Annotated in this window: 23 protein-coding genes and 1 tRNA gene; 16 read left to right on the forward strand and 8 right to left on the reverse strand. The window is 61.7% G+C overall.

The window, feature by feature from the left end:
• Nucleotides 1–6 precede the first annotated feature (6 nt).
• Together GTK01_RS16265 and GTK01_RS16270 are read right to left on the reverse strand one after the other, a co-directional pair.
• A complete protein-coding gene (locus GTK01_RS16265) occupies nucleotides 7–1,029 on the reverse strand; it encodes an ABC transporter ATP-binding protein (RefSeq protein ID WP_252927920.1) in 1,023 nt (340 codons plus the stop codon).
• Nucleotides 1,026–1,805, reverse strand: a complete 780-nt coding sequence (locus GTK01_RS16270; RefSeq protein ID WP_252927922.1) for a DeoR/GlpR family DNA-binding transcription regulator — start codon at nucleotides 1,803–1,805, stop codon at nucleotides 1,026–1,028. The genes GTK01_RS16265 and GTK01_RS16270 overlap by 4 nt, the downstream gene beginning before the upstream one ends.
• A 246-nt stretch (nucleotides 1,806–2,051) precedes the next feature.
• On the opposite strand from GTK01_RS16270, the gene GTK01_RS16275 reads away from it, so the two are divergent.
• Nucleotides 2,052–2,939 (forward strand): HAD-IIA family hydrolase, encoded by an 888-nt coding sequence (locus tag GTK01_RS16275; RefSeq protein WP_252927924.1) that lies wholly within the window; start codon nucleotides 2,052–2,054, stop codon nucleotides 2,937–2,939.
• 291 nt (nucleotides 2,940–3,230) lie between these two features.
• Here GTK01_RS16275 and GTK01_RS16280 read toward each other — a convergent pair whose 3' ends face one another.
• The gene (locus GTK01_RS16280; protein WP_252927935.1) at nucleotides 3,231–3,926 is read right to left on the reverse strand and encodes a proteasome protein; all 696 of its coding nucleotides are present in this window, start codon (nucleotides 3,924–3,926) and stop codon (nucleotides 3,231–3,233) included.
• Nucleotides 3,927–3,974: 48 nt separating this feature from the next.
• On the reverse strand, nucleotides 3,975–5,027 hold the full coding sequence (locus tag GTK01_RS16285; protein WP_256483912.1) for a CNNM domain-containing protein: 1,053 nt from the start codon (nucleotides 5,025–5,027) through the stop codon (nucleotides 3,975–3,977).
• A 137-nt stretch (nucleotides 5,028–5,164) separates the two neighbouring features.
• On the opposite strand from GTK01_RS16285, the gene GTK01_RS16290 reads away from it, so the two are divergent.
• A complete protein-coding gene (locus GTK01_RS16290) occupies nucleotides 5,165–6,208 on the forward strand; it encodes an AI-2E family transporter (protein ID WP_252927947.1) in 1,044 nt (347 codons plus the stop codon).
• Between the two features lie 1,043 nt (nucleotides 6,209–7,251).
• On the opposite strand, the gene GTK01_RS16295 is transcribed toward GTK01_RS16290, so the two are convergent.
• A tRNA-Ser gene (locus GTK01_RS16295) sits at nucleotides 7,252–7,341 on the reverse strand.
• A gap of 426 nt (nucleotides 7,342–7,767) precedes the next feature.
• On the opposite strand from GTK01_RS16295, the gene GTK01_RS16300 reads away from it, so the two are divergent.
• The gene (locus GTK01_RS16300) at nucleotides 7,768–8,886 is read left to right on the forward strand and encodes a porin (protein ID WP_252927949.1); all 1,119 of its coding nucleotides are present in this window, start codon (nucleotides 7,768–7,770) and stop codon (nucleotides 8,884–8,886) included.
• A gap of 445 nt (nucleotides 8,887–9,331) precedes the next feature.
• On the opposite strand, the gene GTK01_RS16305 is transcribed toward GTK01_RS16300, so the two are convergent.
• Nucleotides 9,332–11,428, reverse strand: coding sequence for a lytic transglycosylase domain-containing protein (locus GTK01_RS16305; RefSeq protein ID WP_252927950.1), 2,097 nt, complete (start codon nucleotides 11,426–11,428; stop codon nucleotides 9,332–9,334).
• Between the two features lie 251 nt (nucleotides 11,429–11,679).
• On the opposite strand from GTK01_RS16305, the gene dapA reads away from it, so the two are divergent.
• Nucleotides 11,680–12,561, forward strand: a complete 882-nt coding sequence (gene dapA, locus GTK01_RS16310; RefSeq protein WP_252927952.1) for a 4-hydroxy-tetrahydrodipicolinate synthase — start codon at nucleotides 11,680–11,682, stop codon at nucleotides 12,559–12,561.
• 25 nt (nucleotides 12,562–12,586) lie between these two features.
• The gene (gene smpB, locus GTK01_RS16315) at nucleotides 12,587–13,060 is read left to right on the forward strand and encodes an SsrA-binding protein SmpB (protein WP_252927953.1); all 474 of its coding nucleotides are present in this window, start codon (nucleotides 12,587–12,589) and stop codon (nucleotides 13,058–13,060) included.
• 77 nt (nucleotides 13,061–13,137) lie between these two features.
• On the opposite strand, the gene GTK01_RS16320 is transcribed toward smpB, so the two are convergent.
• Together GTK01_RS16320 and GTK01_RS16325 are read right to left on the reverse strand one after the other, a co-directional pair.
• Complete coding sequence (locus GTK01_RS16320) at nucleotides 13,138–13,803, reverse strand: uracil-DNA glycosylase (RefSeq protein WP_252927955.1); 666 nt, start codon at nucleotides 13,801–13,803, stop codon at nucleotides 13,138–13,140.
• Entirely contained in the window at nucleotides 13,800–14,384 is a 585-nt protein-coding gene (locus GTK01_RS16325; protein ID WP_252927956.1) for an NYN domain-containing protein, read from the reverse strand. Before GTK01_RS16325 ends, GTK01_RS16320 begins: the two co-directional genes overlap by 4 nt.
• On the opposite strand from GTK01_RS16325, the gene GTK01_RS16330 reads away from it, so the two are divergent.
• The 11 genes from GTK01_RS16330 (at nucleotide 14,383) to GTK01_RS16380 (ending at nucleotide 22,870) form a co-directional block, all read left to right on the forward strand.
• Nucleotides 14,383–14,553 carry a hypothetical protein gene (locus GTK01_RS16330; protein WP_252927958.1) on the forward strand — a complete coding sequence of 57 codons (171 nt, stop codon included), beginning with the start codon at nucleotides 14,383–14,385 and terminating at the stop codon, nucleotides 14,551–14,553. The genes GTK01_RS16325 and GTK01_RS16330 overlap by 2 nt on opposite strands.
• Nucleotides 14,554–14,653: 100 nt before the next feature.
• A complete protein-coding gene (rpoZ, locus tag GTK01_RS16335) occupies nucleotides 14,654–15,052 on the forward strand; it encodes a DNA-directed RNA polymerase subunit omega (protein WP_252927960.1) in 399 nt (132 codons plus the stop codon).
• Nucleotides 15,053–15,160: 108 nt separating this feature from the next.
• Nucleotides 15,161–17,389 carry a bifunctional (p)ppGpp synthetase/guanosine-3',5'-bis(diphosphate) 3'-pyrophosphohydrolase gene (locus GTK01_RS16340; protein WP_252927962.1) on the forward strand — a complete coding sequence of 743 codons (2,229 nt, stop codon included), beginning with the start codon at nucleotides 15,161–15,163 and terminating at the stop codon, nucleotides 17,387–17,389.
• A gap of 14 nt (nucleotides 17,390–17,403) precedes the next feature.
• Nucleotides 17,404–17,979 carry an orotate phosphoribosyltransferase gene (pyrE, locus tag GTK01_RS16345; RefSeq protein ID WP_252927981.1) on the forward strand — a complete coding sequence of 192 codons (576 nt, stop codon included), beginning with the start codon at nucleotides 17,404–17,406 and terminating at the stop codon, nucleotides 17,977–17,979.
• 60 nt (nucleotides 17,980–18,039) lie between these two features.
• Nucleotides 18,040–18,711 carry a DUF2062 domain-containing protein gene (locus GTK01_RS16350; protein WP_371924371.1) on the forward strand — a complete coding sequence of 224 codons (672 nt, stop codon included), beginning with the start codon at nucleotides 18,040–18,042 and terminating at the stop codon, nucleotides 18,709–18,711.
• Nucleotides 18,708–19,118 (forward strand): holo-ACP synthase, encoded by a 411-nt coding sequence (acpS, locus tag GTK01_RS16355; RefSeq protein WP_252927964.1) that lies wholly within the window; start codon nucleotides 18,708–18,710, stop codon nucleotides 19,116–19,118. The genes GTK01_RS16350 and acpS overlap by 4 nt, the downstream gene beginning before the upstream one ends.
• A gap of 83 nt (nucleotides 19,119–19,201) precedes the next feature.
• Nucleotides 19,202–19,945 (forward strand): signal peptidase I, encoded by a 744-nt coding sequence (gene lepB / locus GTK01_RS16360; protein ID WP_252927965.1) that lies wholly within the window; start codon nucleotides 19,202–19,204, stop codon nucleotides 19,943–19,945.
• Entirely contained in the window at nucleotides 19,945–20,658 is a 714-nt protein-coding gene (gene rnc / locus GTK01_RS16365; RefSeq protein WP_252927967.1) for a ribonuclease III, read from the forward strand. Before lepB ends, rnc begins: the two co-directional genes overlap by 1 nt.
• Complete coding sequence (era, locus tag GTK01_RS16370) at nucleotides 20,655–21,575, forward strand: GTPase Era (protein WP_252927969.1); 921 nt, start codon at nucleotides 20,655–20,657, stop codon at nucleotides 21,573–21,575. Before rnc ends, era begins: the two co-directional genes overlap by 4 nt.
• A gap of 18 nt (nucleotides 21,576–21,593) precedes the next feature.
• Entirely contained in the window at nucleotides 21,594–22,355 is a 762-nt protein-coding gene (gene recO, locus GTK01_RS16375) for a DNA repair protein RecO (protein WP_252927971.1), read from the forward strand.
• The gene (locus tag GTK01_RS16380) at nucleotides 22,352–22,870 is read left to right on the forward strand and encodes a PaaI family thioesterase (protein WP_252927973.1); all 519 of its coding nucleotides are present in this window, start codon (nucleotides 22,352–22,354) and stop codon (nucleotides 22,868–22,870) included. Before recO ends, GTK01_RS16380 begins: the two co-directional genes overlap by 4 nt.
• Nucleotides 22,871–23,076: the final 206 nt, after the last annotated feature.

The following is a 23,076-nucleotide window of genomic DNA, read 5'->3' on the forward strand; positions in this document are numbered from 1 at the left end:
GGCCAGTCAGTAGGTTTCCACCCGCTGGCCCGCTTCGTCGAAGACATGCAGGTCACGGTCGTCAAACGCGATGGAGACCTCTTCGCCTGCCGGCATGAGTGCCAGGCCGGGCCGAAGCACGGTAAGTCCTGTAGCCTCAGGATGTGACAGTCCGATGAGGGTTTCGGCACCCAGAAATTCGCTTTCGGAAACTGTACACGCGAGCCGGCCCTGGCCTCGTGGAACGATCTGGACATTTTCCGCGCGCAAACCGAGCGTCTGTCCAGGCGCAAACCCATCTAGCGTCGCCGAGGCGATCAGAGCCATTGGGGGCGCGCCGACGAACTCGGCGACAAACGTATTGACGGGCTTGTTGTAGAGTTCCTCAGGCGGCCCGGCCTGCTGAATGTGACCGTCTTTCATCAGCACAACCTTGTCAGCCATGCTCATGGCTTCGGTCTGGTCGTGCGTGACGTAGACCACCGTGATACCGAGATCGCGCTGGAGTCGCTTGATATCCTTGCGAACTGAATTGCGCAGCTTGGCGTCAAGATTGGAAAGCGGCTCATCCATCAGGCAAAGGCGCTTGCCTGCGACAATAGCCCGTGCGAGCGCAACTCGCTGGCGCTGGCCGCCAGACAGTTCTCCCGGCTTGCGGGCTTCGTAGCCTTCAAGCCCCGTAATCGAGAGGGCGCGAGCAAGCTTTTCGGCGCGTTCAGCCTTTGGCACGCGGCGAACCTTGAGGCCGAAGACCACGTTTTCGGCCACGGAGAGGTGCGGGAAGAGCGCGTATGACTGGAACACCATCGACAGGTTGCGTTCAGAAGCCGGGGCCGTCGTCACGTCACGTCCGTCGATCAGAATGCGTCCCTCATCGGCCGCCTCCAGCCCTGCGAGCAGGCGCAACGTCGTTGATTTGCCACAGCCCGAAGGGCCCAGCAGCGCGACAAACGAGCCTTCCTCGATTTCGAGATCGATGTGTTCAACGCCCAGTTGGCCGTTCCAGCGCTTCGCGACATCTTTCAAGGCGACGAAAGGTGCGGCCTTCATGGGGCGTCTCCCTGAGCAAGCAGAAGTCCGTCGGCTATCGCATCCATTAGATGGTCGAATTCGGAATCTGGCAGACGGTCGACAACGACGCGATCGATGTCTGCAATGTTTGGCCCGAGCGCGGGTGCCATTCGGCCGAATTTTGATCTGTCAATCACGAGGATCGACGTCTGCGAGTTGAGCCGAATACGTTCGCTCGCGCGAACCTCAGCAGAATGAAACTCGAGAAGGCTGCCGTCGCTGGCGATACCGGCTGTTCCGAACACGCCGAATTCGGCTCGGTAACGCGCGAAGAACTCGAGAACGCCGTCCCCCAGGATGTCTCGATCAGGCAGGCGCAGCTCGCCGCCTGGGATGATGATCCGGTTCGACAACTCATCGCTCAGCGCCATAGCAGCGCTCAAATTGTTCGTAATGACCGTCAGGCCTTTCCGCTTACGAAGCGCACGTGCGACAGCAAGTGGCGTCGAGCCGATCGAAATGAACAGGCTCGCTCCATCCGGTATCAGTTCTGCTGCGGCTTCGCCGATGGCTTGCTTGGCAGAAAAATTGGTGTCTGTCCGCTCGTCGAACGGCGTGTTGGAAGCGCCTTTGGCCAGTTCGACACGACCATGTAATCGGCGAAGAGTGTCACCTTCGCAAAGCTCATCGATATCACGGCGGATTGTTTGCATCGATACGCCGAGGATCTCGGCCAATTCCCCAACCGAGATCGCTCCGCGCTCCAGCACGAGCCCAGCAATCATCTCGTGACGCTTGCGCTTCTTATAGGACATTGCGCGGCGTTCTCCTCCACCTGCTGAAAGGCTACGGCAGGCCAAGCTTGGAAACAACATAAATTTGTGGGAAGCTCCAAAATTGGCCGCACTCCCCAAGGCGGCATAGTCGCTTCGACGCAGAATTAGAGCTTATTTTGTAACTCTGGTGCTTTTGATTTCGTTTCAGGAATATGAGCAAAGGCACTAGGTTGGCGGGAAGCTTCGCCTTCCATATTGGGGACGCCAAACATTAGGGGGCCTGGCATGATAAATGCAGCGACGATCTTCGACCGATACCAGGAGGTTCGCCCACGCCTGCCTGTGGGTGCACACACACCTCAGCGCACAAGCGACATCGCTAGTCTGCTCGACATAGCAAGCGACATCGACGCATTTGTTTTCGACGCATTCGGGGTTCTCAATGTGGGGGACACACTTATTGAAGGCGCTGATGTTCGCATCGACCAATTGCGAGCGCGCGGCTGCCATATCCGCATTCTCACTAATGCCGCCAGTTATGATCGGGTGCAGGTCGTCGATAAATTCAAACGCCTTGGCATCCGCGTCGAGGATTGGGAGATCGTTACCAGCCGGGACGCTGCGCTCCAGAGTCTGCCGATGCGCCACTGGGGCGTGATAGCTGCCGATGCCGACGGTCTCCAAGATCTGACTATGCCAATGACAAGGCTTGGCGATCATCCCGACGCCTATCGAACGGTTGAAGGCTTTCTTTTTCTGTCGAGCGCAGGCTGGACAGATGCTCGGCAGGCTTTGCTCGCCAGCGCAATGGACGCATTCCCGCGCCCATTGGTCGTTGCAAATGCCGATCTTGTTGCACCGAGAGATGATGGATTTTCGCTGGAGCCCGGTCACTTCGGTCACCTGATCGCCGATCGACACCCTGAATTCGTACAATTCTTCGGCAAGCCATTTCCTGAGGTCTACAAGCTTGTTGACCACTCTCTGCCCGGCGTGCCTGCTTCGCGGATAGCCATGTGTGGTGACACACTACACACGGACATCCTGGGGGCTTCTGCACAAGGCTGGCGCACCGTTCTTGTCACACATCACGGGCTTTTTGCCGGTTACGATACGACCGCCTTTTCAGCCCGTTCGGGGCTCTACGCTGATTGGAGGCTTGCCCGTATCTAGGCAGGCGCATTTGGACCGGCCACACACGGCCCAATAGCCGCCTTGAAAGCAGTTTCCACGGAAACCGTTTGGCAGCTTACCGCTGAACGTTGCCACAACCGGACGGTCTGGATACGGCCCCAAAAACGACCAATCGATTTCCGCTCGCTGCTTGCTGTGACGTCTCAGTCGTAGAGGTCCCTGACACACCGGCTATAGATGCCGGCTGAGAAGCCCACCATTCAGGTAGCCGAACTCTGGCTAGACGCTCACCCTGACGATCTCGGTCGTTCCAGTTGCCGTCTAAGCAAATCACTCGAACGTTTTGGCGATTGCGACCTGCTCGGCCGCCTCCCATTTGCGCACATCCTTGGTCACCTGTTCAATCTCTTTGTCGCTGAGGTGGTGAGCTCCGTCCTTGTCGATCCGACACAAACTGAATGGCTTCCCGACGCTGGCGGAGCTAAGGTCGAGTGCTTCCAAGACACGCAGGACGGCCGCGCAACCGAAGCGCAACGACCGCTCGGTCAAGTGGAAGTGAGACAGAAGCGAGCCGGCTTGCTGCGCCATGGCTGCCCCGCTCCCAATCGCGTGAAAACCAATATCGGCGTAGTGTCCGATCATGCCGGAGGGGGTTATCTCCACGATCCACGGCTCTCCGTTACGCCACCCCGCAGCCATCACGTATGCCGAGGGCGAGCCGCCACCTTCGTCTCCAGGCACGTCAGAGATGAACGTGTCGTAGTGATGGCGCAGGATCGGGAGGACCTGCTCTTGCAGAGCACGTCCAATATCGGGGGCCTCCAGAATGGCCGCGCTGTTTTCATTGAAGCACCGTTCAACGTCGAACAGCACCGATCGCGCGCCACTGCCGCCCCAAGCCGCTGCCTCTCCCAATGGATGCAGCTTCTCTGCAGGGTAGGTCATGCCTCTCCCCTTGTCCGTAATCTGCGAGTCCGAGCCGAGCACGACCCCATCTTGGCAAACGGTGGCAAGCACGACGGTCATTCTGCGATCCTTTCAGGTCGTGTGTGCGGGGCGTACACCGGACCTAGCTCATGTTTCAGTTTTTGGCCGGGTCACGGTTTTTCGCTGATCGTTCCAGCGCTTGCGCGCATAGGCCTGGAGATCGGCCACGCTGTCCAGCTCATCCACGATTTCCTCGCCGATGAGCGTTTCGATAAGATCTTCGAGCGTCACGATCCCACTGGTTCCGCCGTAGGCGTCGATCACAAGCGCTACGTGACGCTCGTTGTGAACCAGCTTGTCGAACAACTCTTCCAGCGACATGCTCTCGACCACCGTATCGAGCTCGCGCCTGATCTCGACCAGGCGTTTCTCACCCTGTCCGTCAAGGGCATCCAAGAGGATGTCCGTCTTCAGAACAAACCCGGTCACGTTGTCGATGGAGTCATCGAAGACCGGAATGCGCGAGAACCTCAGTTCCTGCTTTCGGGCAACCGCTTCGTCAATCCTCGTGTTCTGATCGAGCGCGAAGACGACGGTCCTGGGCGTCATGATGTCCTTCACGGTGAGGCGGTCGAACTTCAGGAGATTTGCGACCACCTTCGAATCTCCGCGATCGATGACACCTTCGCGATGACCGATATCGGCCATAGCGACAATTTCTTCTCGGCTGATAGGCGGCTGCGGTTCACCACGTGACAGGACGCGCGTGATGAGTTGCGACATTTTCACCAAAGGCCACATCGACCAGATCAGGACTGGCAGAATGCGGGCAGCCATAGGGGCGAAGCTTTTCCAGTGCATCGCCCCGATCGTCTTCGGGATGATTTCCGACAGAACCAGGATCAATAAGGTGAGGACGGCAGAGAAGATTGCAATTGATGCCTCGCCGAACACGATCGCCGCCTGCGCGCCGGCACCTGCCGCCCCCACGGTATGCGCCACCGTGTTCAGGCTGAGTATCGCGGCCAGCGGGCGATCCACATCGTCCTTCAGTTCCTGGATTTTTCGCGCAACCTCCGGCTTCGATCGTTCGATGGTGGCGGTGTAGGTCGGGGTGATGCTGAGCAGGACGGCTTCGAGCATGGAGCAAAGGAACGAGACGCCGATCGCAAGCGCTACGTAGATAATCAGCAGGGTCATCGGCTGGCCTTTTGCTGGCGTTCAAATTCGACTGCACGTCTGCACTGGTTCATGTGCTGCTAATGTTTTCCATGCCGCATCGTTCCGCGTCTGGAACGGAGCTGCGGATACGACGTTTGCGGTACCGAGGGGTGCTCATGCAACGACGACACGTATCGCTGGCCGTGCTCGCGGCCATATTCATCATCCTGCTGGTTCTCGCGCCGCATGTTCTGCTGATCGTCTTTGCGGGCATTCTGTTTGCCGTTTTCCTGCATGGCGGCGGTGACTGGATTGCACGGAAATCCGGGTTGCCCCACGGCGCGGGAGTCGGCGTCTTTGCGCTTGTCATCGTGCTCCTTCTCGTGGGAGCGATCAGCGCGTTTGCACCGGCGATGTCAGATCAGTTCGATGAGTTGACGAGGCAGGTCCCGGAAGCCGCCGACAATCTGCGGGAGCGGGTCGAGGACTATTCCTGGGGCGAACGGCTGATGGAGCGGGCGTCGCCGGAAGGGCTGTTTTCCAGCGAAGGCCGATCGGCTGCCGCGACGGCCGTGACCTCCACGTTCGGCGCGCTCGGCAATGCGGTCATCATCCTCTTCATTGGACTTTACGGCGCGATCGCACCTTCGACCTATCGCAGCGGCGTCATCGCCCTGGTCGCGCCTTCGGTGCGGCAGCGCGCCGACGAAGTGCTCGACACGATCGGACAGACCCTGCGCGACTGGCTGGCTGCGCAGTTGATGGCCATGACCGTCGTGGGCGTCCTGACGGGCATCGGACTTTGGTTGATCGGCATCCCGCTGGCCTTCCTGCTCGGCCTCATTGCCGCTCTTTTCGCCTTCATCCCGAACATCGGTCCCGTGATCGCCGCCGCTCCTGCAGTGCTCCTCGCGATCCCGGAAGGTTTGACCGTCACGCTCCTTGTCATCGGCGTCTATCTCGCCGTTCAAACGATCGAGAGCTACGTCATCACACCACTCATCCAGCAGGAGAAGGTATCGCTGCCACCGGCACTGATCATCTCGGCGCAGCTTCTGCTTGGTGTATTGTTCGGATTGATCGGGCTGGCTTTGGCAACTCCAATCGCCGCCGTGCTGATGACGCTTACACGCGAAGTTTACGTTGCGGACTATCTTGACCGAGAGGCGACGGCGACGGACCTTGCCGACGTTCCCCTAGAGGACCGCCAACTTGGCTGATATCGGCGAACATTGTCGGCGATCGCATCGGCCAAACTTCACGTGACTGTCGACGGATCACTCGAAAAGCGGCCACGTTACGAGGAAGTGGGTTTGAGAGTGCTACGCGAAGCTTTGCGTTCTCACTCCGCAGTCAGGCGCCGCCACCGTAGGCGTCAGAAAATCAGCATCAGAATGCCGATAATCACCAGCAGTCCCACGAGAAACACGAACCCGATACCGCCGCCAATAAATTTGAGCATCTTGCCTCTCCGTTGTGCTGTCATGATCGAACGCACTACCTGCGCGTTGGTTTCGGCATTACATCAAGCATCGAGATGAACGGACGCATCCTTCGCTGCTGCAACTAAAGCACGGCGGGCCATAGAGGGCGGCTTTTCCCCTTGATCACCTGCAAGCACGCCTAGACAGCACGGGGACGACAGCTAACCGCCTAACGCGTCCGAAAAGCGGACGATTTGGAAACGGCCCCCATTCTGACGGAACCCATCACACGGTGTAGCTAACGGCCTTGGTCGCCCTGCGCTCCAGCATTGCCCGTCTGATCGGCGCCACGCCTGGCAGGCTGCTGAGGGATCATCAATCTACGCCCGACGCCCTCCCAGCATCATCTAGTGTTCGCGCTCGACGGCCTACTCTTGTTCCGGTTCAAGCAGGAGCGCGCGATGACGTCGTCGTTTGGAGAGATTCCGAGCAACCCGACTTTGACGGCCCGGGTCTCGCAATCCCGGTCGTGATAGCCGTCGCACTGTATCGCCAGAGCGGCGATCACTCGCCGCAGGCGGCGCCGGTCGCCGCGCCTACATGCATCTGCAAAAGCCGCTCAGCGGCGAGGCCGATCGGTATCGGCGCTTTTTTCCGCGAGCGCACGAAAGTTTAACAAGTCGGTGGCCATCGGCACGTCGGTGACGTGACCTTCGTCGGAAAATACCGCGGTTCAAAGCAACCAACTCAACCACGTGGATGTTTCGGAGGGATAATTGGTGGGTGTGGAGCAGTCGATGTAAAAAAGATTATTAAAATCAACTGATTACCGTGTTGAGTGGCGGAGAGGATGGGATTCGAACCCACGAGAGCGTTACCGCCCTACTCCCTTAGCAGGGGAGCGCCTTCGACCACTCGGCCACCTCTCCGGTGACCCGGTCGATAAAGAAATCGCTTCCCACAATCAATAAGGACGTGGAGCCGGAACGCGGAAAAACGACTCGCATCGGCCGATTCGCAGAGAAATCCGCTGATTCCGTCCCGTCGCAACGCTTTCCACTGACCAGTTACGCATGGGAAGGTCCGCTAGGTTCGCCACACCTATTAATAGAGTGTAAACGCGGAACCCCAAAACGTGGCTTTTGTGCAACAAGCTCCTCGCATAGGGGGGGGCATGAACGCACCTGGAGGCGCAAACGCAGTTGATCGAGGGGCGGTCCTGCGTATTGTCATGCTCGAAGAAGGGGCGGCGAAACACGCTTCCTTTTTCTGAGATTGGGGATGGGGCAGGGAAACGCTGTCCTTCAGCAAAAAGAGCCCAGACCCGCTTAACAACTTTTGACTGGAGGTCAGAAATGAACATTAAGAGCCTTCTTCTCGGCTCCGCCGCTGGACTGGTTGCCGTTTCCGGTGCCCAGGCTGCCGATGCCATCGTTTACGCCGAGCCGGAGCCCGTTGAGTACGTTCGCGTTTGCGACATGTACGGCGCTGGCTTCTTCTACATCCCGGGCACCGAGACCTGCCTTCAGGTTTCCGGCCTCGTCTGGTACCAGGTCGGCGCCGCTGACGAAGCCGGCAACTACCACGGCTTCGTTACCGACCGCTGGAACAGCTCGACCCGCGCTCGTATCAACTTCGACGCGCGTTCGGACACCGAGTGGGGCACGCTGCGTGCATATGCTCGCGTTCAGGCTGACTTCAACGCCTACTCGAACATCACTGGCCCGCTCACCAGCCGCACCGGCTCGTCGGACGGCCGTGGCAATGTCGGCTTCGACCAGGCCTTCCTCGAACTCGGCGGCTTCCGCGCCGGTTACACCGAATCCGCGTGGGTTGCCTCGCAGGGCGCCGGTGTTGCTCAGTTCGGCTCGCACACCTGGGGTGGCCTTTCCTACGGCGACCAGCAGCGCCAGCTGATCTCGTACACCTTCGGCGGCGCCTCGGGCTTCGCAGCCACGATCGCTCTCGAAGACGATGCGAACAGCAACTACACCCCGGACGTCGTCGGCGTCGTGTCGTACAACCAGGCTTGGGGTGGCGTCTGGGCAAAGGCTGCCTACGACGAAGATCGTGGCACCAACGCCCTTGAAGTTGACGACAGCGGCTGGGCTGCTCAGGCTGGCCTCCAGCTCAACGTGCCGAACGCTCCGGGTTCCTCGTTCCGCCTGATCGGGTACTATGCCGACAACGCGAACGCCTACTCGGTCGGCTCGGAGTGGTCGGTTCTCGCTTCCTACCGCCAGCAGTTCTCGCAGACCTTGGCTGCTTCGGTCGGTGCGCAGTACTTCAACGACATCCACAACTTCGCCCCGGCCCTCGGCACGGATACCGGTCTCGATGGATGGCAGGCTGAAGCTGCTCTGATCTGGACCCCGGTCACGAACTTCGAAGTTCGCGCTGAGTACGTCTACACGGACATCGATCTGCGTCCGTCGACCAACTCGGGCTTCCTGCGCTTCCAGCGTTCGTTCTAAGACCGATCTGGTCCTAGGCTGAATTGAGAACCCGGCGGGCAACCGCCGGGTTCTTTTCATTTGTGGGCTACGCCTGTTGATCCTGAGAGCCGGTGGCGTTCGGTCGCGGCCAGAGGTTCTTGTAGGAGGTGCGATGCAGATGGCCCCGGTGGTGGCGGACACCGGCTCCAGTCTGATCCGCGGGTCGTGTCGTAAGGAGCGATCGTATCGGGGCGCGGCGCGATCAACGGTAATGCCCGAAATGCCCGTCACGATTGGCGAGCGTCCCAGGAGTTGAAATCGCGCGGCTTGAGCTCTTCGCTTGACAGGATTGCCGGTCATCGCGAACGGTCAGGCCATTGCCGCGATGCAGTGATCGCGATCCGGTGCCTGCGCTTCTGTTACAACAAGAAAAGGGGGCGGAACCTACGTTCCACCCCTTGGCACTGATGAAGCCGTGCAGTCGTCAGCGGCGACCGCCTACCAGATCCGCGACGACGTCCGCGCGTCCTGAAAGACGCATCTTGTAGACCTGGTAGTTCTCCATCACCCGCTGCACGTAGGAGCGCGTCTCGTGGTACGGAATCCGTTCGATCCAGTCGATGACGGCATCGATGTGCTGGCCGCGCGGATCGCCATAGCGTTGGACCCACTGGGCTGCGCGGTTTGGTCCGGCGTTGTAGCCGGCGAAAGTGAGAATGTACGAGCCGTTGAAGCGGTCGAGCTGCTCACCGAGATAGGCCGAGCCGAGCGCGGCGTTGTAACCTGCATCGCGGGTGAGGCGGGCCTGATCGTAGGAAACGCCGACCTTGCGCGCCATGTCACGCGCGGTGCCGGGCAACAGTTGCAGGATGCCGAGCGCCCCGGCTCCAGAACGCGCGGAGATGTTGAATTCGCTTTCCTGCCGCGCGATCGCGTAGGCGAGCGCCTTGCCGGCGGCCGAAATGTTTGCATTCCCGGGAATGGCGCCCACGGGATGCGCGAGCGCACCGACGTCGAGGCCCCGGCCTGCTGCCCACTTGCCGACCCGCAGGGCCAGCGGATGGTCGCCGCGACGCTCCGCCATGACGGCGAGCAGGGCGAGTTCGCCGATGCTGTCGAGCTGCAGGGCGAGGTCGCGGTAGAGCGTATTGGCGCGGCCCTCGTGGCCAGCCCGCTCAAGCCGGCGGATAGCCTGCACCGCCGGCCGACCTTCGAAGTTGCGACGGTCGGCATCGCTGGCCGAGGGAAAGCTGGCGGATATCGTGCTCGCGCCGAGCTTTGCAGCGGCAAGCTGGCCATAGAAGGCTGTGCCGTAGCGTGCAGCCCGCTGGTAGTAGTCGCGGGCATTGCCCGGACCGCCGGCATCGGCCGAACGGCCAAGCCAGTAATAGCCCCGTGACAGCGAGATCGGGCCTTCGGCGATCTGCACGATGCGCGCGAAATGCCGGTTGGCCGTCGCGGCGTCCTTGTTGAACCTCAGGGCGTACCAGCCGGCATGGAATTCGGCGTCGACGGCGTTTGCTGGGCTTTCGGCGGAATGGGCAGCAGCAACCTGATAGGCGAGTCGGTTTTCACCGAGATCGATCAGCTCGCGCGAGAGAACGCGGCGTTCGATCCACCATGCGTCGGCGTTGACAAGGGACTCGGCATCCTTCGGCGCCTGGAGGACGACCTGAGCGGCCTCCTTGTAACGCTCCGCACGGCGCAGGTGCCTCGCTTGCGCGAAGAGATATCCAGCCTTGCGCTGCGCCTGCGGAACGGCGGCGAGGAGTTTGCCGGCATTCGCTTCGCCGCGGATGACTGCCGCCCAGGCACGCGTCAGCGCTTCGCCGCCGGCAAGCCCGGCCACGCGCTCGGCCGAGGTGATGCGGTCGATGTGAAGCATGCGCTCCATGCGGTGCCAGTGGTCGGCCGCCGTCAGCAGGCGGCCGAATTCACGCACCATGGCTGCTTCCTCTTTCGGCTCGATGCGTTCGTTGCGCCAGTAGGGTGCAAGGATCGATCGCGCCGAGCCCGTATTCCCGACCGCAAGGTGCGCGCGCGTCAGTGCGATGACGCCTTCTGAAGTCTCGGGGCGCGTGTCGCCGAACGCGCGCAAAACGCCTTGGGGGCCGGGGTTCTCGCGCAAGAGGGCGCGTTCGGAATTCGCGCGCAAGCGGCTCATGCCGGGCCAGCCCTTCAGGGCGAAGGCGGCCTCAGCGATCTCGGCCGAGGGGACGCCGTCGGCCCCACTGGTCGCGATCGCCCATGCGAGAATCTGCCGGTCGAGCGAGTTGGACGGCAGGTTGTCGCGCGTCAGGCGCGCGCGGGAAATATTGCCGGACTGCAGGGCGTCGAGGCCCGCCTTGAGCTTGGAAATATCACCGCTGACGACCAGATCGGTTGCCATGGCGGCCGCGGACTGGGCGACTACCGAGCCGGTCGTAAAGGCGCTGTCGACGCCGCTCGGCGCCGCCTGATACGGCCGCTGGCCGGGAATCGGCGGGTTCGACGGCAATACCGGATTTGCCAGCGCAAGCCCGGGGAGAAGGGCGAGGGTCAAGCCGGTAAGTGCGACGCGGGTCCTGAGTGTTGCCTGCATTCTTTCGGTCCTGGGTCGTTCGTCATGGACGGGTAGGTTAATGAGACACCCAAACTAGGCCCCGCCGGTGAAGACGACGTAAACGATTGGTTATCGCCGTCGATCGAATGCCGCGCATTCTGTCGCATCCCACGGCGAAATCGGGGCCCGGCCCACCCCAAGACTATGGTGCATCGGGCGATGATCGTCTAGAAGGCGGGCAATATAGCCGTTTTCCGCTCGCAAAGTGCCTTTCCAGGAGCATTGAGATCATGTTCACAGGTTCGATGACCGCGCTCGTGACCCCCTTCACCAAGGATGGAGCCCTGGACGAGAAAGCCTATCGCGAGCTCGTCGAATGGCAGATCGCGGAAGGGACAAATGGGCTGGTGCCGGTCGGAACGACGGGCGAATCGCCGACCCTGAGCCATGAGGAGCACCGCCGCGTCGTCGAGATCTGCGTCGAGGTCGCGGCCGGTCGCATGCCGGTCATCGCCGGTGCGGGCTCGAATTCGACCACGGAAGCGGTGGAACTGGCGAAGTTTGCGCAGACGACGGGCGCGGACGCCGTACTGGTCGTGACGCCATATTACAACAAGCCGAATCAGCGCGGCCTTTACGCGCATTTCGCCGAAGTCGCGAAGGCGGTGAAACTTCCCGTCATCATCTACAACATCCCGCCGCGTTCGGTGATCGACATGACCCCCGAAACGATGGGACGACTGGCAAAGGACTTCCGCAACATCGTCGGGGTCAAAGACGCGACGGGCAAGATCGAGCGCGTTTCGGAGCAGCGCATCACCTGCGGTCCCGATTTCATCCAGCTTTCCGGCGAGGACGCATCGGCGCTCGGCTTCAACGCGCATGGGGGGCAGGGGGCGATTTCGGTCACCTCGAACATCGCGCCGCGCCTTTGCGCCGAATTCCAGCGTGCCTCGCTCGCCGGCGACCGCGAACGCGCGATCGAATTGCAGGACCGTCTGATGCCGCTGCACAAGGCGATCTTCATCGAGGCTGGCGTCTCGGGATCGAAATACGCCCTGTCGCGCCTCGGCAAGGTCGAGAACGTCGTGCGCTTGCCGCTCGTCACCGTCGAGGAATCGACTGCCAAGGCGATCGATGCTGCGATGATCCATGCAGGACTGATGAACTGATGCCGGTTTTCCGCGTTGCCATACCATGAGCAAGGACAAGGACAACAATTCCAAGCTGGTCGCGGAAAACCGCAAGGCCCGCTTCGCCTATGAGGTGACCGACACCTACGAGGCCGGCCTTTCGTTGACCGGCACAGAGGTCAAGTCGCTGCGCGAGGGCCAGGCGAATATAGGCGAATCCTACGCGTCGGCGGAGGGCGGTGAGATCTGGCTGATCAACTCCTACATCCCCGAATACACGCAAGGAAACCGCTTCAACCACGAGCCCCGCCGACGCCGCAAGCTTCTGCTGAAGAAGAAGGAGATGGCACGCCTGACGCAGGGCGTCGAGCGCGAAGGCATGACGATGGTGCCGTTGAAGATCTACTTCAACGAAAAGGGCCGCGCCAAACTGCTCTTCGGGCTCGCGAAGGGCAAGAAGCTTCACGACAAGCGCGAAACCGAGAAGAAGCGCGACTGGAGCCGCGAAAAGGCGCGGCTGTTGAAGGCGCATGGGTGAATGGCGGTTCGGATGCCGTCAATACTGAGCTCGGCCAGGATACAGGCTTAGCCATATCCGCCAGGACGCAGCCATATCTAACTGTCCAGAAACGCCCGCACGTCCCGGAAAACATTGACGAACATCTCTTCCGTCAACCGACCTGTGTTCGTGTTGTAGCGGGAGCAGTGATAGCTTGAAAAGACGCGGATGCCGGCAAGTTCCGTCTCTGTCTGATGGCCGAACTTGTGCTCGGCCACGCGTCCACCCAGCGCCCGCACAACGGACTGATGCGAGATCGAGCCGAGCGTCACGATCGCCTTCAGGTTTGCAAATCGGCCGATCGTCGGCACGAGGAACTTGCGGCAGGTGTTGATCTCTGCGCCCACCGGCTTGTTTTCCGGGGGCACGCAGCGCACCGCGTTGGTCACGGCCGTCTCGATCAGTTCAAGGCTGTCGTCCGGCCGGGCCTCGAACTCGCCAGCGGCAAAGCCGAACCGCTTCAGCGTCGAATAGAGAAGATCGCCGGCATAATCTCCTGTGAAGGGACGGCCAGTGCGGTTTGCGCCGCGCAGGCCCGGCGCCAGGCCGACGATGAGAAGCCGCACCTTCGTCTCGTCGCCTTGCGCGCGCCAGGTTGGAACCGGCGCGTTGAACCAATGCGGCTCGCGCGCGCGCCAGGTGGTGATGAAATCATGCAGGCGCGGGCAGAGCGGACAATCGGGCGAAGGCTCTGCCGGTCCGACGTGCAAGATTCGGTTCATTCGAACTCGTCTTCGTCAACGGGCTCCTCCGCTGGGCGTCGCGCAACGCGCTCGCCCGTCTCGCGCCCGATCTCGGCCTTGAGCGAGTTGAGGTCGATGAAGTGGTCGGCCTGACGACGCAGATCGTCCGAGATCATCGGCGGCTGCGAGGCCATGGTGGAAATGACAGAGACCTTGCGGCCCTTGCGTTGCAGTGCGTCGACGAGGCTGCGGAAATCGCCGTCGCCGGAAAAGATGACGTAATGGTCGACGGTGCCGGCAAGTTCGAGCGCGTCGACCGTCAGTTCGATGTCCATGTTGCCCTTGATCTTCCGCCGTCCGAGCGCATCGGTGAATTCGCGCGCGGGTTTTGTGACGACCTTGTAGCCATTATAGTCGAGCCAGTCGATCAGCGGGCGGATCGAGGAGTATTCCTGGTCCTCGATCAGCGCCGTGTAATAGTAGGCGCGCAGCAGATAGCCGTGCTTCTGGAAATGCGCGAGCAGCTTGCGGTAGTCGACGTCGAAACCGAGGGCTCGGGACGTGGCGTAGAGATTGGCGCCGTCGATGAAGAGGGCGATCTTTTCGCGCGGGTCGAACATGGCAATCAATCCTGTCGCAAATGGCTGGCCTGTTGAAATCGCGATCCCGTCGAACACACTGGCGCCCAGCGGCCGAAATCGAATTCAAGCGAAACTGAATATAAAAAACGACATAGGCGCAAAGGCGGATCATGCCAACATCGGCGGCGCAAGGCTCAAGCATTTTTGATCCATCGTTGCTGCGGTGTCGCAATGCTTGTCAAGAGCCGAGGATTTCGCTATGGAGCACGCAATCTCCCGACACCTGAAGACATGAAAGGGGCGTTCCCATGGCCCGCGTCACCGTTGAGGATTGCATCGACAAGGTCGACAACCGGTTCGAGCTCGTTCTGCTCGCCGGCCACCGTGCCCGCCAGATCTCGCAGGGCGCCGCGATCACGATCGATCGCGACAATGACAAGAACCCGGTCGTCGCGCTTCGCGAGATCGCCGACGAGACCCTCTCGCCGGAAGATCTGAAGGAAGACCTGATCCACTCGCTGCAAAAGCACGTCGAGGTCGACGAGCCTGAGGCCGAGGCGCCCGCGCTCCCGACGGAGGCCGGCGAGGAGACGATCATCGCCGCTGACGAGAGCGAGGACAACATTGCGTTCGACCGCATGTCGGAAGATGATCTTCTGGCCGGCATCGAAGGCCTGGTCGCGCCGGAAAAGAGCGACGATTTCTGATCGTTGCGCATTGGCGATCTTCCGCCGCCGCCGTTTGATGACTATCTAATTCGTATGCCGCGCCGCTATGATGGCGCGGCATATTTCGTCTGAAGGGGCCGGTTCCAAATGATGCGGCAATACGAGCTTGTCGAGCGCGTGCAGCGCTACAAGCCCGACGTGAATGAAGCGCTTTTGAACAAGGCATATGTCTATGCCATGCAAAAGCACGGTCACCAGAAGCGCGCATCCGGCGACCCCTATTTCTCCCATCCGCTAGAAGTTGCTGCCATCCTCACCAACATGCATGTCGACGAGGCGACGGTGGCCGTCGCGCTCCTGCACGATACCATCGAGGACACCTCCGCCACGCGGCAGGAGATCGACGCCCTGTTCGGTCCGGAGATGGGCAAGCTCGTCGAGGGGCTGACCAAGCTCAAGAAGCTCGATCTCGTCTCCAAGAAGGCCGAGCAGGCGGAGAACTTGCGCAAGCTTCTGCTCGCCATCGCCGAGGATGTGCGTGTCCTTCTCGTCAAGCTGGCCGACCGGCTCCACAACATGCGCACGCTCGATCACATGCCCGAGCACAAGCGCATCCGCATCGCCGAGGAGACGATGGACATCTATGCGCCGCTGGCCGGGCGCATGGGCATGCAGGACATGCGCGAGGAGCTGGAGGAACTGGCCTTTCGCACCATCAACCCGGAGGCTCACCGGGCCGTCACCGAGCGGCTCGCCGACATCTACGAACGCTCGAAGGACGTCATCGGCGAAATCGAGAAGTCGCTTTCCGTCCTGTTCGAGAAGTACAATATCAAGGCCCGGGTGAAGAGCCGGCAGAAGAAGCCATGGTCGGTCTTCCGCAAGATGGAGACCAAGGCGCTCTCCTTCGAGCAATTGTCCGACATCTTCGGCTTCCGCGTCATCGTGGAGGATGAGGAGGATTGCTATCGGGCGCTCTTCGCCATCCATACGACGTGGTCGATGGTGCCGGGCCGTTTCAAGGACTACATCTCGACACCCAAGCAGAACGATTATCGTTCGATCCATACGACCATCGTCGGCCCTTCGCGCCAACGCGTCGAACTGCAGATTCGCACGCGCCAGATGGATGACATCGCCGAATACGGCGTCGCCGCCCACACTCTTTACAAGGACGGAGCCGTGGTCTCGGGCAATGGCGGGTTGAAACTGTCCAAGGACACAAACGCCTATGCCTGGCTGCGCCACACGATCGAGCAGCTTGCCGAGGGCGACAATCCGGAAGAGTTCCTCGAGAACACCAAGCTGGAGCTTTTCCAGGACCAGGTCTTCTGCTTCACGCCGAAGGGCCGGCTGATCGCGCTGCCGCGTGGCGCCACGCCGATCGACTTCGCCTATGCGGTCCACACCGATGTCGGCGACACCTGTGTCGGCGCCAAGATCAACGGCCGCATCATGCCGTTGATGACGGAACTGAAGAATGGCGACGAGGTCGAGATCATCCGGTCAAAGGCGCAGGTGCCGCCCGCCGCCTGGGAATCCGTCGTCGTGACCGGCAAGGCGCGCTCGGCGATCCGCCGCGCGACAAAGAATGCGATCCGCAAGCAGTACTCGGGTCTTGGCACGCGCATCCTCGAACGTGCGTTCGAACGTTCGGGCAAGAAGTTCTCTAAAGAGGTACTCAAGCCGGTACTGCACCGGCTGGCGCGCAAGGATATCGAGGACGTGTTGGCCGCTGTCGGACGCGGGGAACTGTCGTCGCCGGACGTGATGCGCGCTGTGTATCCCGACCACAAGGAAGAGCGCGCGGTCCAGCTGCCGCGCCAGCGCGAGGAAGGCTGGTTCAACCTGCGCAACGCCGCGGGCATGCTGTTCCAGATGCCGCGCACGAGCGAACCGGAAAAGCCGGGCCGACGCGAGAGCGCGGGCGCGCTTCCGATCCGCGGCGTGCGGGGGGATTTGCCGGTCAAGTTCGCGCCGGAAGGCGCTGTTCCAGGCGATCGCATCGTCGGCATCATGCATCCGGGCTCCGGCATCACGATCTATCCGATCCAGTCGCCCTCGCTGACCGCCTTCGACGACCAGCCGGAGCGCTGGATCGACGTGCGCTGGGACATCGACGAGGACACCAAGGAGCGCTTTCCCGCTCGCGTCTCGGTGACGGCGCTGAACGAACCGGGATCGCTGGCAAACATCGCGCAGGTGATTGCATCGAACGACGCCAACATCCATACGCTGTCCATGCTGCGCACCGCGCCGGACTTCACCGAGATGGTGTTTGACCTCGAGGTTTGGGACCTGAAGCATTTGAACCGGCTCATGTCGCAGTTGAAGGAGAATGCGAGCGTGTCGGAAGTGCGCCGCGTGAACGGATAGGAAAGGCGGGCATGATGAAAACGGACGACGTACTGGGAATTTTCCGTGAAGCGGGCGCGATCCTGGAGGGACATTTCATCTTGACCTCCGGCCTGCGTAGCCCGGTCTTCCTGCAAAAAGCCCGCGTTTTCATGCATGCCGACAAAACCGAGCGCCTGTGCCGAGCGCTCGCCGAGAAGATCCGCGCCGAGGCGGGCGAAATCGACTACGTCGTCGGCCCGGCCGTCGGCGGCATCATCCCGGCTTACGAGACGTCTCGCCACCTTGGCGTTCCGGCGGTTTGGGTCGAGCGTGAAAACGGCGTCTTCAAGCTGCGCCGCTTCGAGATGGAGAAGGGCGCGCGCGTTGTAATCGTGGAGGACATCGTCACCACCGGTCTGTCGATCCGCGAGACTGTCGCCTGCCTCCAGGACCTTGGCGCGACTGTCGTTGCTGCAGCCTGCATCGTCGATCGTTCGGCTGGCAAGGTCGATGTCGGCGTGCCGCTGGTCGCCCTTGCCGAGTACGAAGTGCCGGCCTTTCCCGCCGACGCGCTGCCCCCCGAGCTCGCCGCGATCCCCGCGGTCAAGCCTGGAAGCCGCAATCTCTGACGGCCTGCGAGTGCCTTTCACGAAACGTTACATGCCTGTGGCGGATTGTTTCGTTCCGCTTTGCATGGCTATATCCTGAAGCGCGGGTTCGATCCTTATTCTCATCACAGAACCGGACTATCCCCCGGTTCCAGAGACCAGAAGGCAATGCTGTTCAGGCGACGTAAGGCAACGGATTTCGGCGAGAAGCTGCGGACCATGTTCTGGCCGCGCAGGTCCTTCGCGCGCTCGGCGCGCTACTTCTCCAAACGCGTGCTGCGGCTGACGGCGACGCCGCACGCGATTGCCGCGGGCGTCGCGGCCGGCGCGTTTGCATCCTTCCTTCCCTATCTCGGCTTCCACTTCGTCATTGCTGCGGCCATCGCCTGGCTGATTGGCGGCAACCTCATCGCGTCCGCGTTCGGAACGGCGGTGGGAAATCCGCTCACCTTCCCCTTCATCTGGGGCTGTTCGCTGGGCCTGGGCCGCTACATACTTCACGGCAGCGAGCCGGGCGAGCTGGTGCCACTGCAGCTTGGCCGCGTGCTGAGCGAGCTTGATTTCGTACTGCTCTGGCAACCACTGCTGAAACCGATGACCGTGGGGGGGGCGATGCTTGGCGCGCTTTGCGGCCTCATCCTCTATCTGATGACGTACTGGGCCGTCGGGCTCTTCCGCGAACAGCGGCGCAAGCGCCTCGCAGACAAGGCACGACAGCGTGCGCACTTCATTCCTGGCCAAACTGCCCAATGATCGTCGGCATTGGCAGCGACCTCATCGATATCCGTCGCATCGACAGGACGATTGAACGCCATGGCGAGCGCTTCACGAAGCGCGTCTTCACCGATATCGAGCAGGCGAAGTCGGACCGCCGGAAACTGCGCGCGGCATCCTATGCAAAACGGTTCGCTGCCAAGGAAGCCTGCGCCAAGGCGCTCGGTACAGGGCTCTCGCGGGGCGTTTTCTGGCGCGATATGGGGGTCGTAAACCTTCCTGGCGGAAAGCCGACCATGCATCTGACGAACGGCGCTGAGAAGCGCTTGCTCGCCTTGGTGCCGGACGGTCACCGACCGATCATTCACCTGACGATCACTGACGATTTTCCACTCGCGCAGGCCTTCGTCATCATCGAGGCGGTGCCGGAATCCTCGCTGGCGTGACGAAGCGACGCAGCGGCGTTGCCGCAGACGCCGTCAAACGCTAAGACGAACCGCTCTTTGCAAAGTACGGAAAGAATCTCAGCGTGTCCGACAAGAACAACAAGAAATCCGGCGGTTTCGGTGAAACCGTCAGCGTCATCGTGCAGGCTCTGCTGCTGGCGCTCGTTATTCGCACGCTCCTGTTCCAGCCGTTTTCGATCCCCTCGGGATCGATGCGCCCGACATTGCTTGAGGGCGACTATCTCTTCGTCACCAAGTGGGCCTATGGCTATTCCAAGCACTCGCTGCCCTTTTCGCCGCCGCTTTTTGACGGCCGTATCTGGGGTTCGGATCCCGAGCGCGGAGACGTCGTGGTTTTCAAGTTCCCGCCGGACCCCTCTCTCGACTACATCAAGCGCGTGATCGGCCTGCCGGGCGACACGATCCAGATGATCGACGGCCAGCTTCACATCAATGGCGAGCCGGTCCAGCGCGAACTGGTCGACGAGATCGACAATCCGGACATCACCGAGATGGCGCGCCCCGTCGAGGTCTGGCGCGAGACGCTGCCGAACGGCGTTTCCTACGACACGCTCGACCTGTCGCCCAATTCGATTGGCGACAACACGCGCGAGTTCCAGGTGCCCGAAGGCCATTTCTTCATGATGGGCGACAACCGCGACAACTCGACCGACAGCCGTTTCTCGGTCGGCTACGTGCCGGCTGACCACCTCGTCGGCCGCGCCAACATCATCTTCTTTTCCATGTCGGGCGGCGCCAGCCCGCTCGAAATCTGGCGCTGGCCGAGCGAACTGCGCTTCTCGCGTCTCTTCGACATGGTCGAGTGATGGCCCGCGCCGAGCGCGACGGCGCAGCGCTCAGCGCCGCTGTCGAAAAGATCACCGGCATCGCCTTGAGCGACCACGAACGGCTTGCGCGGGCGCTGACCCATGCCAGTGTTCAGGCCGGCGCCGCCGCGCACTACGAGCGGCTGGAATTTCTCGGCGACCGGGTCCTGGGTCTGGTCATCGCGCAAATGCTTTTCGAGGCGTATCCCGATGCCGCCGAGGGCGAGCTTTCGGTGCGGCTCAACGGGCTGGTCAATGCCGAGACGCTGGCCGAGCTTGCCGACGAGATCGGGCTCACGCCGCTGATCCGCACCGGGGCGGAATTCGGCTCGCTCTCCGGCAAGAAGCGCATCAATACCCGCTCCGACGTGATGGAGGCGCTGATCGCGGCGATCTATCTGGAAAAGGGGCTGGCGGCTGCCGAAAGCTTCATCCTCGCGAAATGGTCCAAGCGCGCCAAAGGCGAGGCGGCCGGCCGCCGCGACGCCAAGACCGAATTGCAGGAGTGGGCGCACCAACGCGTCAAGGTTTCGCCGGTTTACCGCGTGGACAGTCGCGAGGGACCGGATCATGATCCGGTCTTCACGGTCAGCGTGCTGATCGAAGGCCTGGCGCCGGGACAGGCGAAGGGCCGCTCCAAGCGCGAGGCCGAACAAGCGGCGGCAACCGCCATATTGACGCGCGAAGGCGTCTGGAGGGACGAAACACGATGACCGACGAAGCCGCCAACACCGAGGGTCCGACGCGCTCGGGCTTCGTCGCCCTCATCGGCGCGCCCAATGCCGGCAAGTCGACGCTTTTGAACCAGCTCGTCGGCTCGAAGGTCTCGATCGTCACCCACAAGGTGCAGACGACGCGCGCCATCGTGCGCGGCATCGCCACCCACAAGCGCGCGCAGATCGTGTTTATGGACACGCCCGGGATCTTCAAGCCGCGCCGCCGCCTCGACGAGGCGATGGTGACGACCGCCTGGGGCGGAGCGAAGGACGCCGACATGATCGCGTTCCTGATCGACGCCGAGCGCGGCATCAGGGGAGATGCCGAGACGATCCTCCAGCGGCTGGAAAACGTCCGCCAGCCAAAGATTCTGATCCTGAACAAGATCGACCAGGTCAAGCGCGAGGACCTTCTGGCGCTGACCGCCAAGGCGACCGAGAAGGTCGAGTTCGACCGGGTCTTCATGGTCTCCGCGCTCACCGGCTCCGGCTGCACGGACCTCCTCGACTATCTCGCCGGCGCCGTTCAGGAAGGGCCCTGGTATTATCCCGAGGATCAGATTTCCGACCTGCCCATGCGCCAGCTCGCCGCCGAAATCACGCGCGAGAAACTGTTCCTGCGCCTGCACCAGGAGCTTCCCTATTCCTCCCATGTCGAGACTGAGCGCTGGGAAGAGAAAAAGGATGGTTCGGTGAAGATCGAGCAGGTCATCTATGTCGAGCGCGACAGCCAGAAGAAGATCGTCCTTGGCCGCAAGGGCGAGACGATCCGCGCCATCGGGCAGGCCGCGCGCGAGGAACTGGCCGAGATCATGGAGCAGAAGGTCCACCTCTTCCTGTTCGTGAAGGTCCGGGAGAACTGGATCAACGATCCCGAACGCTATCGCGAGATGGGCCTTGAATTTCCCCGCTGACGCGCCGAACTTTCGCTGATGGAATGGCGTGACGACGGCATCATCCTGGGCACGCGCCGGCATGGCGAGACGAGCGTCATCCTCGAAGCGATGACGCGCGCCCATGGCCGCCATCTGGGCTTGGTGCGCGGCGGACGCTCGCGCAAGATGCAGCCTGTGCTTCAGGCGGGAAATCGCGTCGAACTCGTCTGGCGCGCTCGGCTCGACGAGCATCTCGGCTTCTTCGCGGTGGAGCCGGTCGAACTGAAGGCGGCGCAACTCATGGACAGTGCCGCCAGCATCTATGGCTTGCAACTGATGGCGGGGCACCTGCGCCTTCTGCCCGAGCGTGATCCGCATTCTGGCCTTTACGAGACGCTTGCGGTGGTGCTCGATCATCTGCGTGAACCGCAGGACGCCGCAGAACTCGTCGTGCGCTTCGAGCTTCTGGTTCTGGAGGAACTCGGCTTCGGGCTTGATCTTCAGCGCTGCGCGGCGACCGGCACGAGCGAGGACCTCGTCTACGTTTCGCCCAAGAGCGGCCGCGCCGTCTCGCGCGAGGCAGGCGAACCATGGCGGGACAAATTGCTGGCGCTGCCCGAATTTCTGCAACACGGATCGAGGCGGCAGGGCGACGAGGCGGCGATCGCCGATGCCTTCCGCCTGACCGGTTTCTTCCTCACACGTCACATTTACGAGCCGCGCGGCATGGACGAGCCCGATTCGCGTATCGGCTTCATCGCCGCCCTTAGAAAGGCGCTCGCCGGTTCTACACCGCATAACGGAGAAAATGCCGCATGACCGCAGTCGAAATCTTCCCAGGCCACGTCGTTCCGCGCGGCCTTGGAACCATTCCCCATGCCGATGTCGAGCATTGTTCGGGGCTCGAGTTGCTGCAGCGCGTCGTGAACGGTGAATATCCAGCGCCGTCGATCGCCGCGCGGATCAACTTCGCGCTGGTGGAGGTCTCAGAGGGCAGGGCGGTGTTCAAGGGCATGCCCGGCGCGCGTCATTTCAATCCGCTTGGTTCGGTCCATGGCGGCTGGGCCGCGACGGTCCTCGATTCCGCGCTCGGTTGCTCGATCCACACGCTGCTCGCCAAGGGCGAGGGCTATTCGACTGTCGAGATGAAGGTGAATTATCTGCGCCCGATCAGCGAGAAGACGGGCGTCGTCACCTGCGAGGGCAAGGTGGTCAGCAAGGGCCGCACGCTCGCCGTCTCCGAAGCCCGGCTGATGGACGCCAACGGCAAGCTGCTCGCGATTGGCACCGAAACCTGCGCAATCTTCCCGATCGCCAATCTGGCGGCAAGGTAACGCTACTCTGCAGCCGCCAGTGCCGCTCGGTCGACGGGCCGCTCGGCGATCGGCCAATGGACGACCGCGGCGAAGAGGCCTGATCCAGCCCCACTGAACGGGTCCACCTTGAGTTATGGTTTTGACCATGAAGGAGGACCACGATGAGCAACAAACGACACAAGCCGGAAGAGATCGTCACGAAGCTTCGGCAGGTTGAAGTCCTG

The sequence above is a fragment of the Aliihoeflea sp. 40Bstr573 genome, from assembly GCF_024105655.1.
In the GTDB taxonomy this organism is placed as follows: Bacteria; Pseudomonadota; Alphaproteobacteria; order Rhizobiales; family Rhizobiaceae; genus Aliihoeflea.

Excerpts from the sequence above, each read along its gene's own strand:
- GTK01_RS16285 (WP_256483912.1), bottom strand. The coding sequence starts at position 5,027 with ATGACCCTGCTGATTATCTACGTAGCGCTTGCGATCGGCGTCTCGTTC.
- GTK01_RS16275 (WP_252927924.1), top strand. The coding sequence starts at position 2,052 with ATGATAAATGCAGCGACGATCTTCGACCGATACCAGGAGGTTCGCCCA.
- GTK01_RS16330 (WP_252927958.1), top strand. The coding sequence starts at position 14,383 with ATGGCAATCAATCCTGTCGCAAATGGCTGGCCTGTTGAAATCGCGATC.
- GTK01_RS16280 (WP_252927935.1), bottom strand. The coding sequence starts at position 3,926 with ATGACCGTCGTGCTTGCCACCGTTTGCCAAGATGGGGTCGTGCTCGGC.
- smpB (WP_252927953.1), top strand. The coding sequence starts at position 12,587 with ATGAGCAAGGACAAGGACAACAATTCCAAGCTGGTCGCGGAAAACCGC.
- GTK01_RS16270 (WP_252927922.1), bottom strand. The coding sequence starts at position 1,805 with ATGTCCTATAAGAAGCGCAAGCGTCACGAGATGATTGCTGGGCTCGTG.
- GTK01_RS16265 (WP_252927920.1), bottom strand. The coding sequence starts at position 1,029 with ATGAAGGCCGCACCTTTCGTCGCCTTGAAAGATGTCGCGAAGCGCTGG.
- rpoZ (WP_252927960.1), top strand. The coding sequence starts at position 14,654 with ATGGCCCGCGTCACCGTTGAGGATTGCATCGACAAGGTCGACAACCGG.
- GTK01_RS16290 (WP_252927947.1), top strand. The coding sequence starts at position 5,165 with ATGCAACGACGACACGTATCGCTGGCCGTGCTCGCGGCCATATTCATC.
- GTK01_RS16300 (WP_252927949.1), top strand. The coding sequence starts at position 7,768 with ATGAACATTAAGAGCCTTCTTCTCGGCTCCGCCGCTGGACTGGTTGCC.
- dapA (WP_252927952.1), top strand. The coding sequence starts at position 11,680 with ATGTTCACAGGTTCGATGACCGCGCTCGTGACCCCCTTCACCAAGGAT.
- GTK01_RS16340 (WP_252927962.1), top strand. The coding sequence starts at position 15,161 with ATGATGCGGCAATACGAGCTTGTCGAGCGCGTGCAGCGCTACAAGCCC.
- GTK01_RS16325 (WP_252927956.1), bottom strand. The coding sequence starts at position 14,384 with ATGTTCGACCCGCGCGAAAAGATCGCCCTCTTCATCGACGGCGCCAAT.
- GTK01_RS16380 (WP_252927973.1), top strand. The coding sequence starts at position 22,352 with ATGACCGCAGTCGAAATCTTCCCAGGCCACGTCGTTCCGCGCGGCCTT.
- rnc (WP_252927967.1), top strand. The coding sequence starts at position 19,945 with ATGGCCCGCGCCGAGCGCGACGGCGCAGCGCTCAGCGCCGCTGTCGAA.
- recO (WP_252927971.1), top strand. The coding sequence starts at position 21,594 with ATGGAATGGCGTGACGACGGCATCATCCTGGGCACGCGCCGGCATGGC.
- era (WP_252927969.1), top strand. The coding sequence starts at position 20,655 with ATGACCGACGAAGCCGCCAACACCGAGGGTCCGACGCGCTCGGGCTTC.
- acpS (WP_252927964.1), top strand. The coding sequence starts at position 18,708 with ATGATCGTCGGCATTGGCAGCGACCTCATCGATATCCGTCGCATCGAC.
- GTK01_RS16305 (WP_252927950.1), bottom strand. The coding sequence starts at position 11,428 with ATGCAGGCAACACTCAGGACCCGCGTCGCACTTACCGGCTTGACCCTC.
- GTK01_RS16320 (WP_252927955.1), bottom strand. The coding sequence starts at position 13,803 with ATGAACCGAATCTTGCACGTCGGACCGGCAGAGCCTTCGCCCGATTGT.
- pyrE (WP_252927981.1), top strand. The coding sequence starts at position 17,404 with ATGAAAACGGACGACGTACTGGGAATTTTCCGTGAAGCGGGCGCGATC.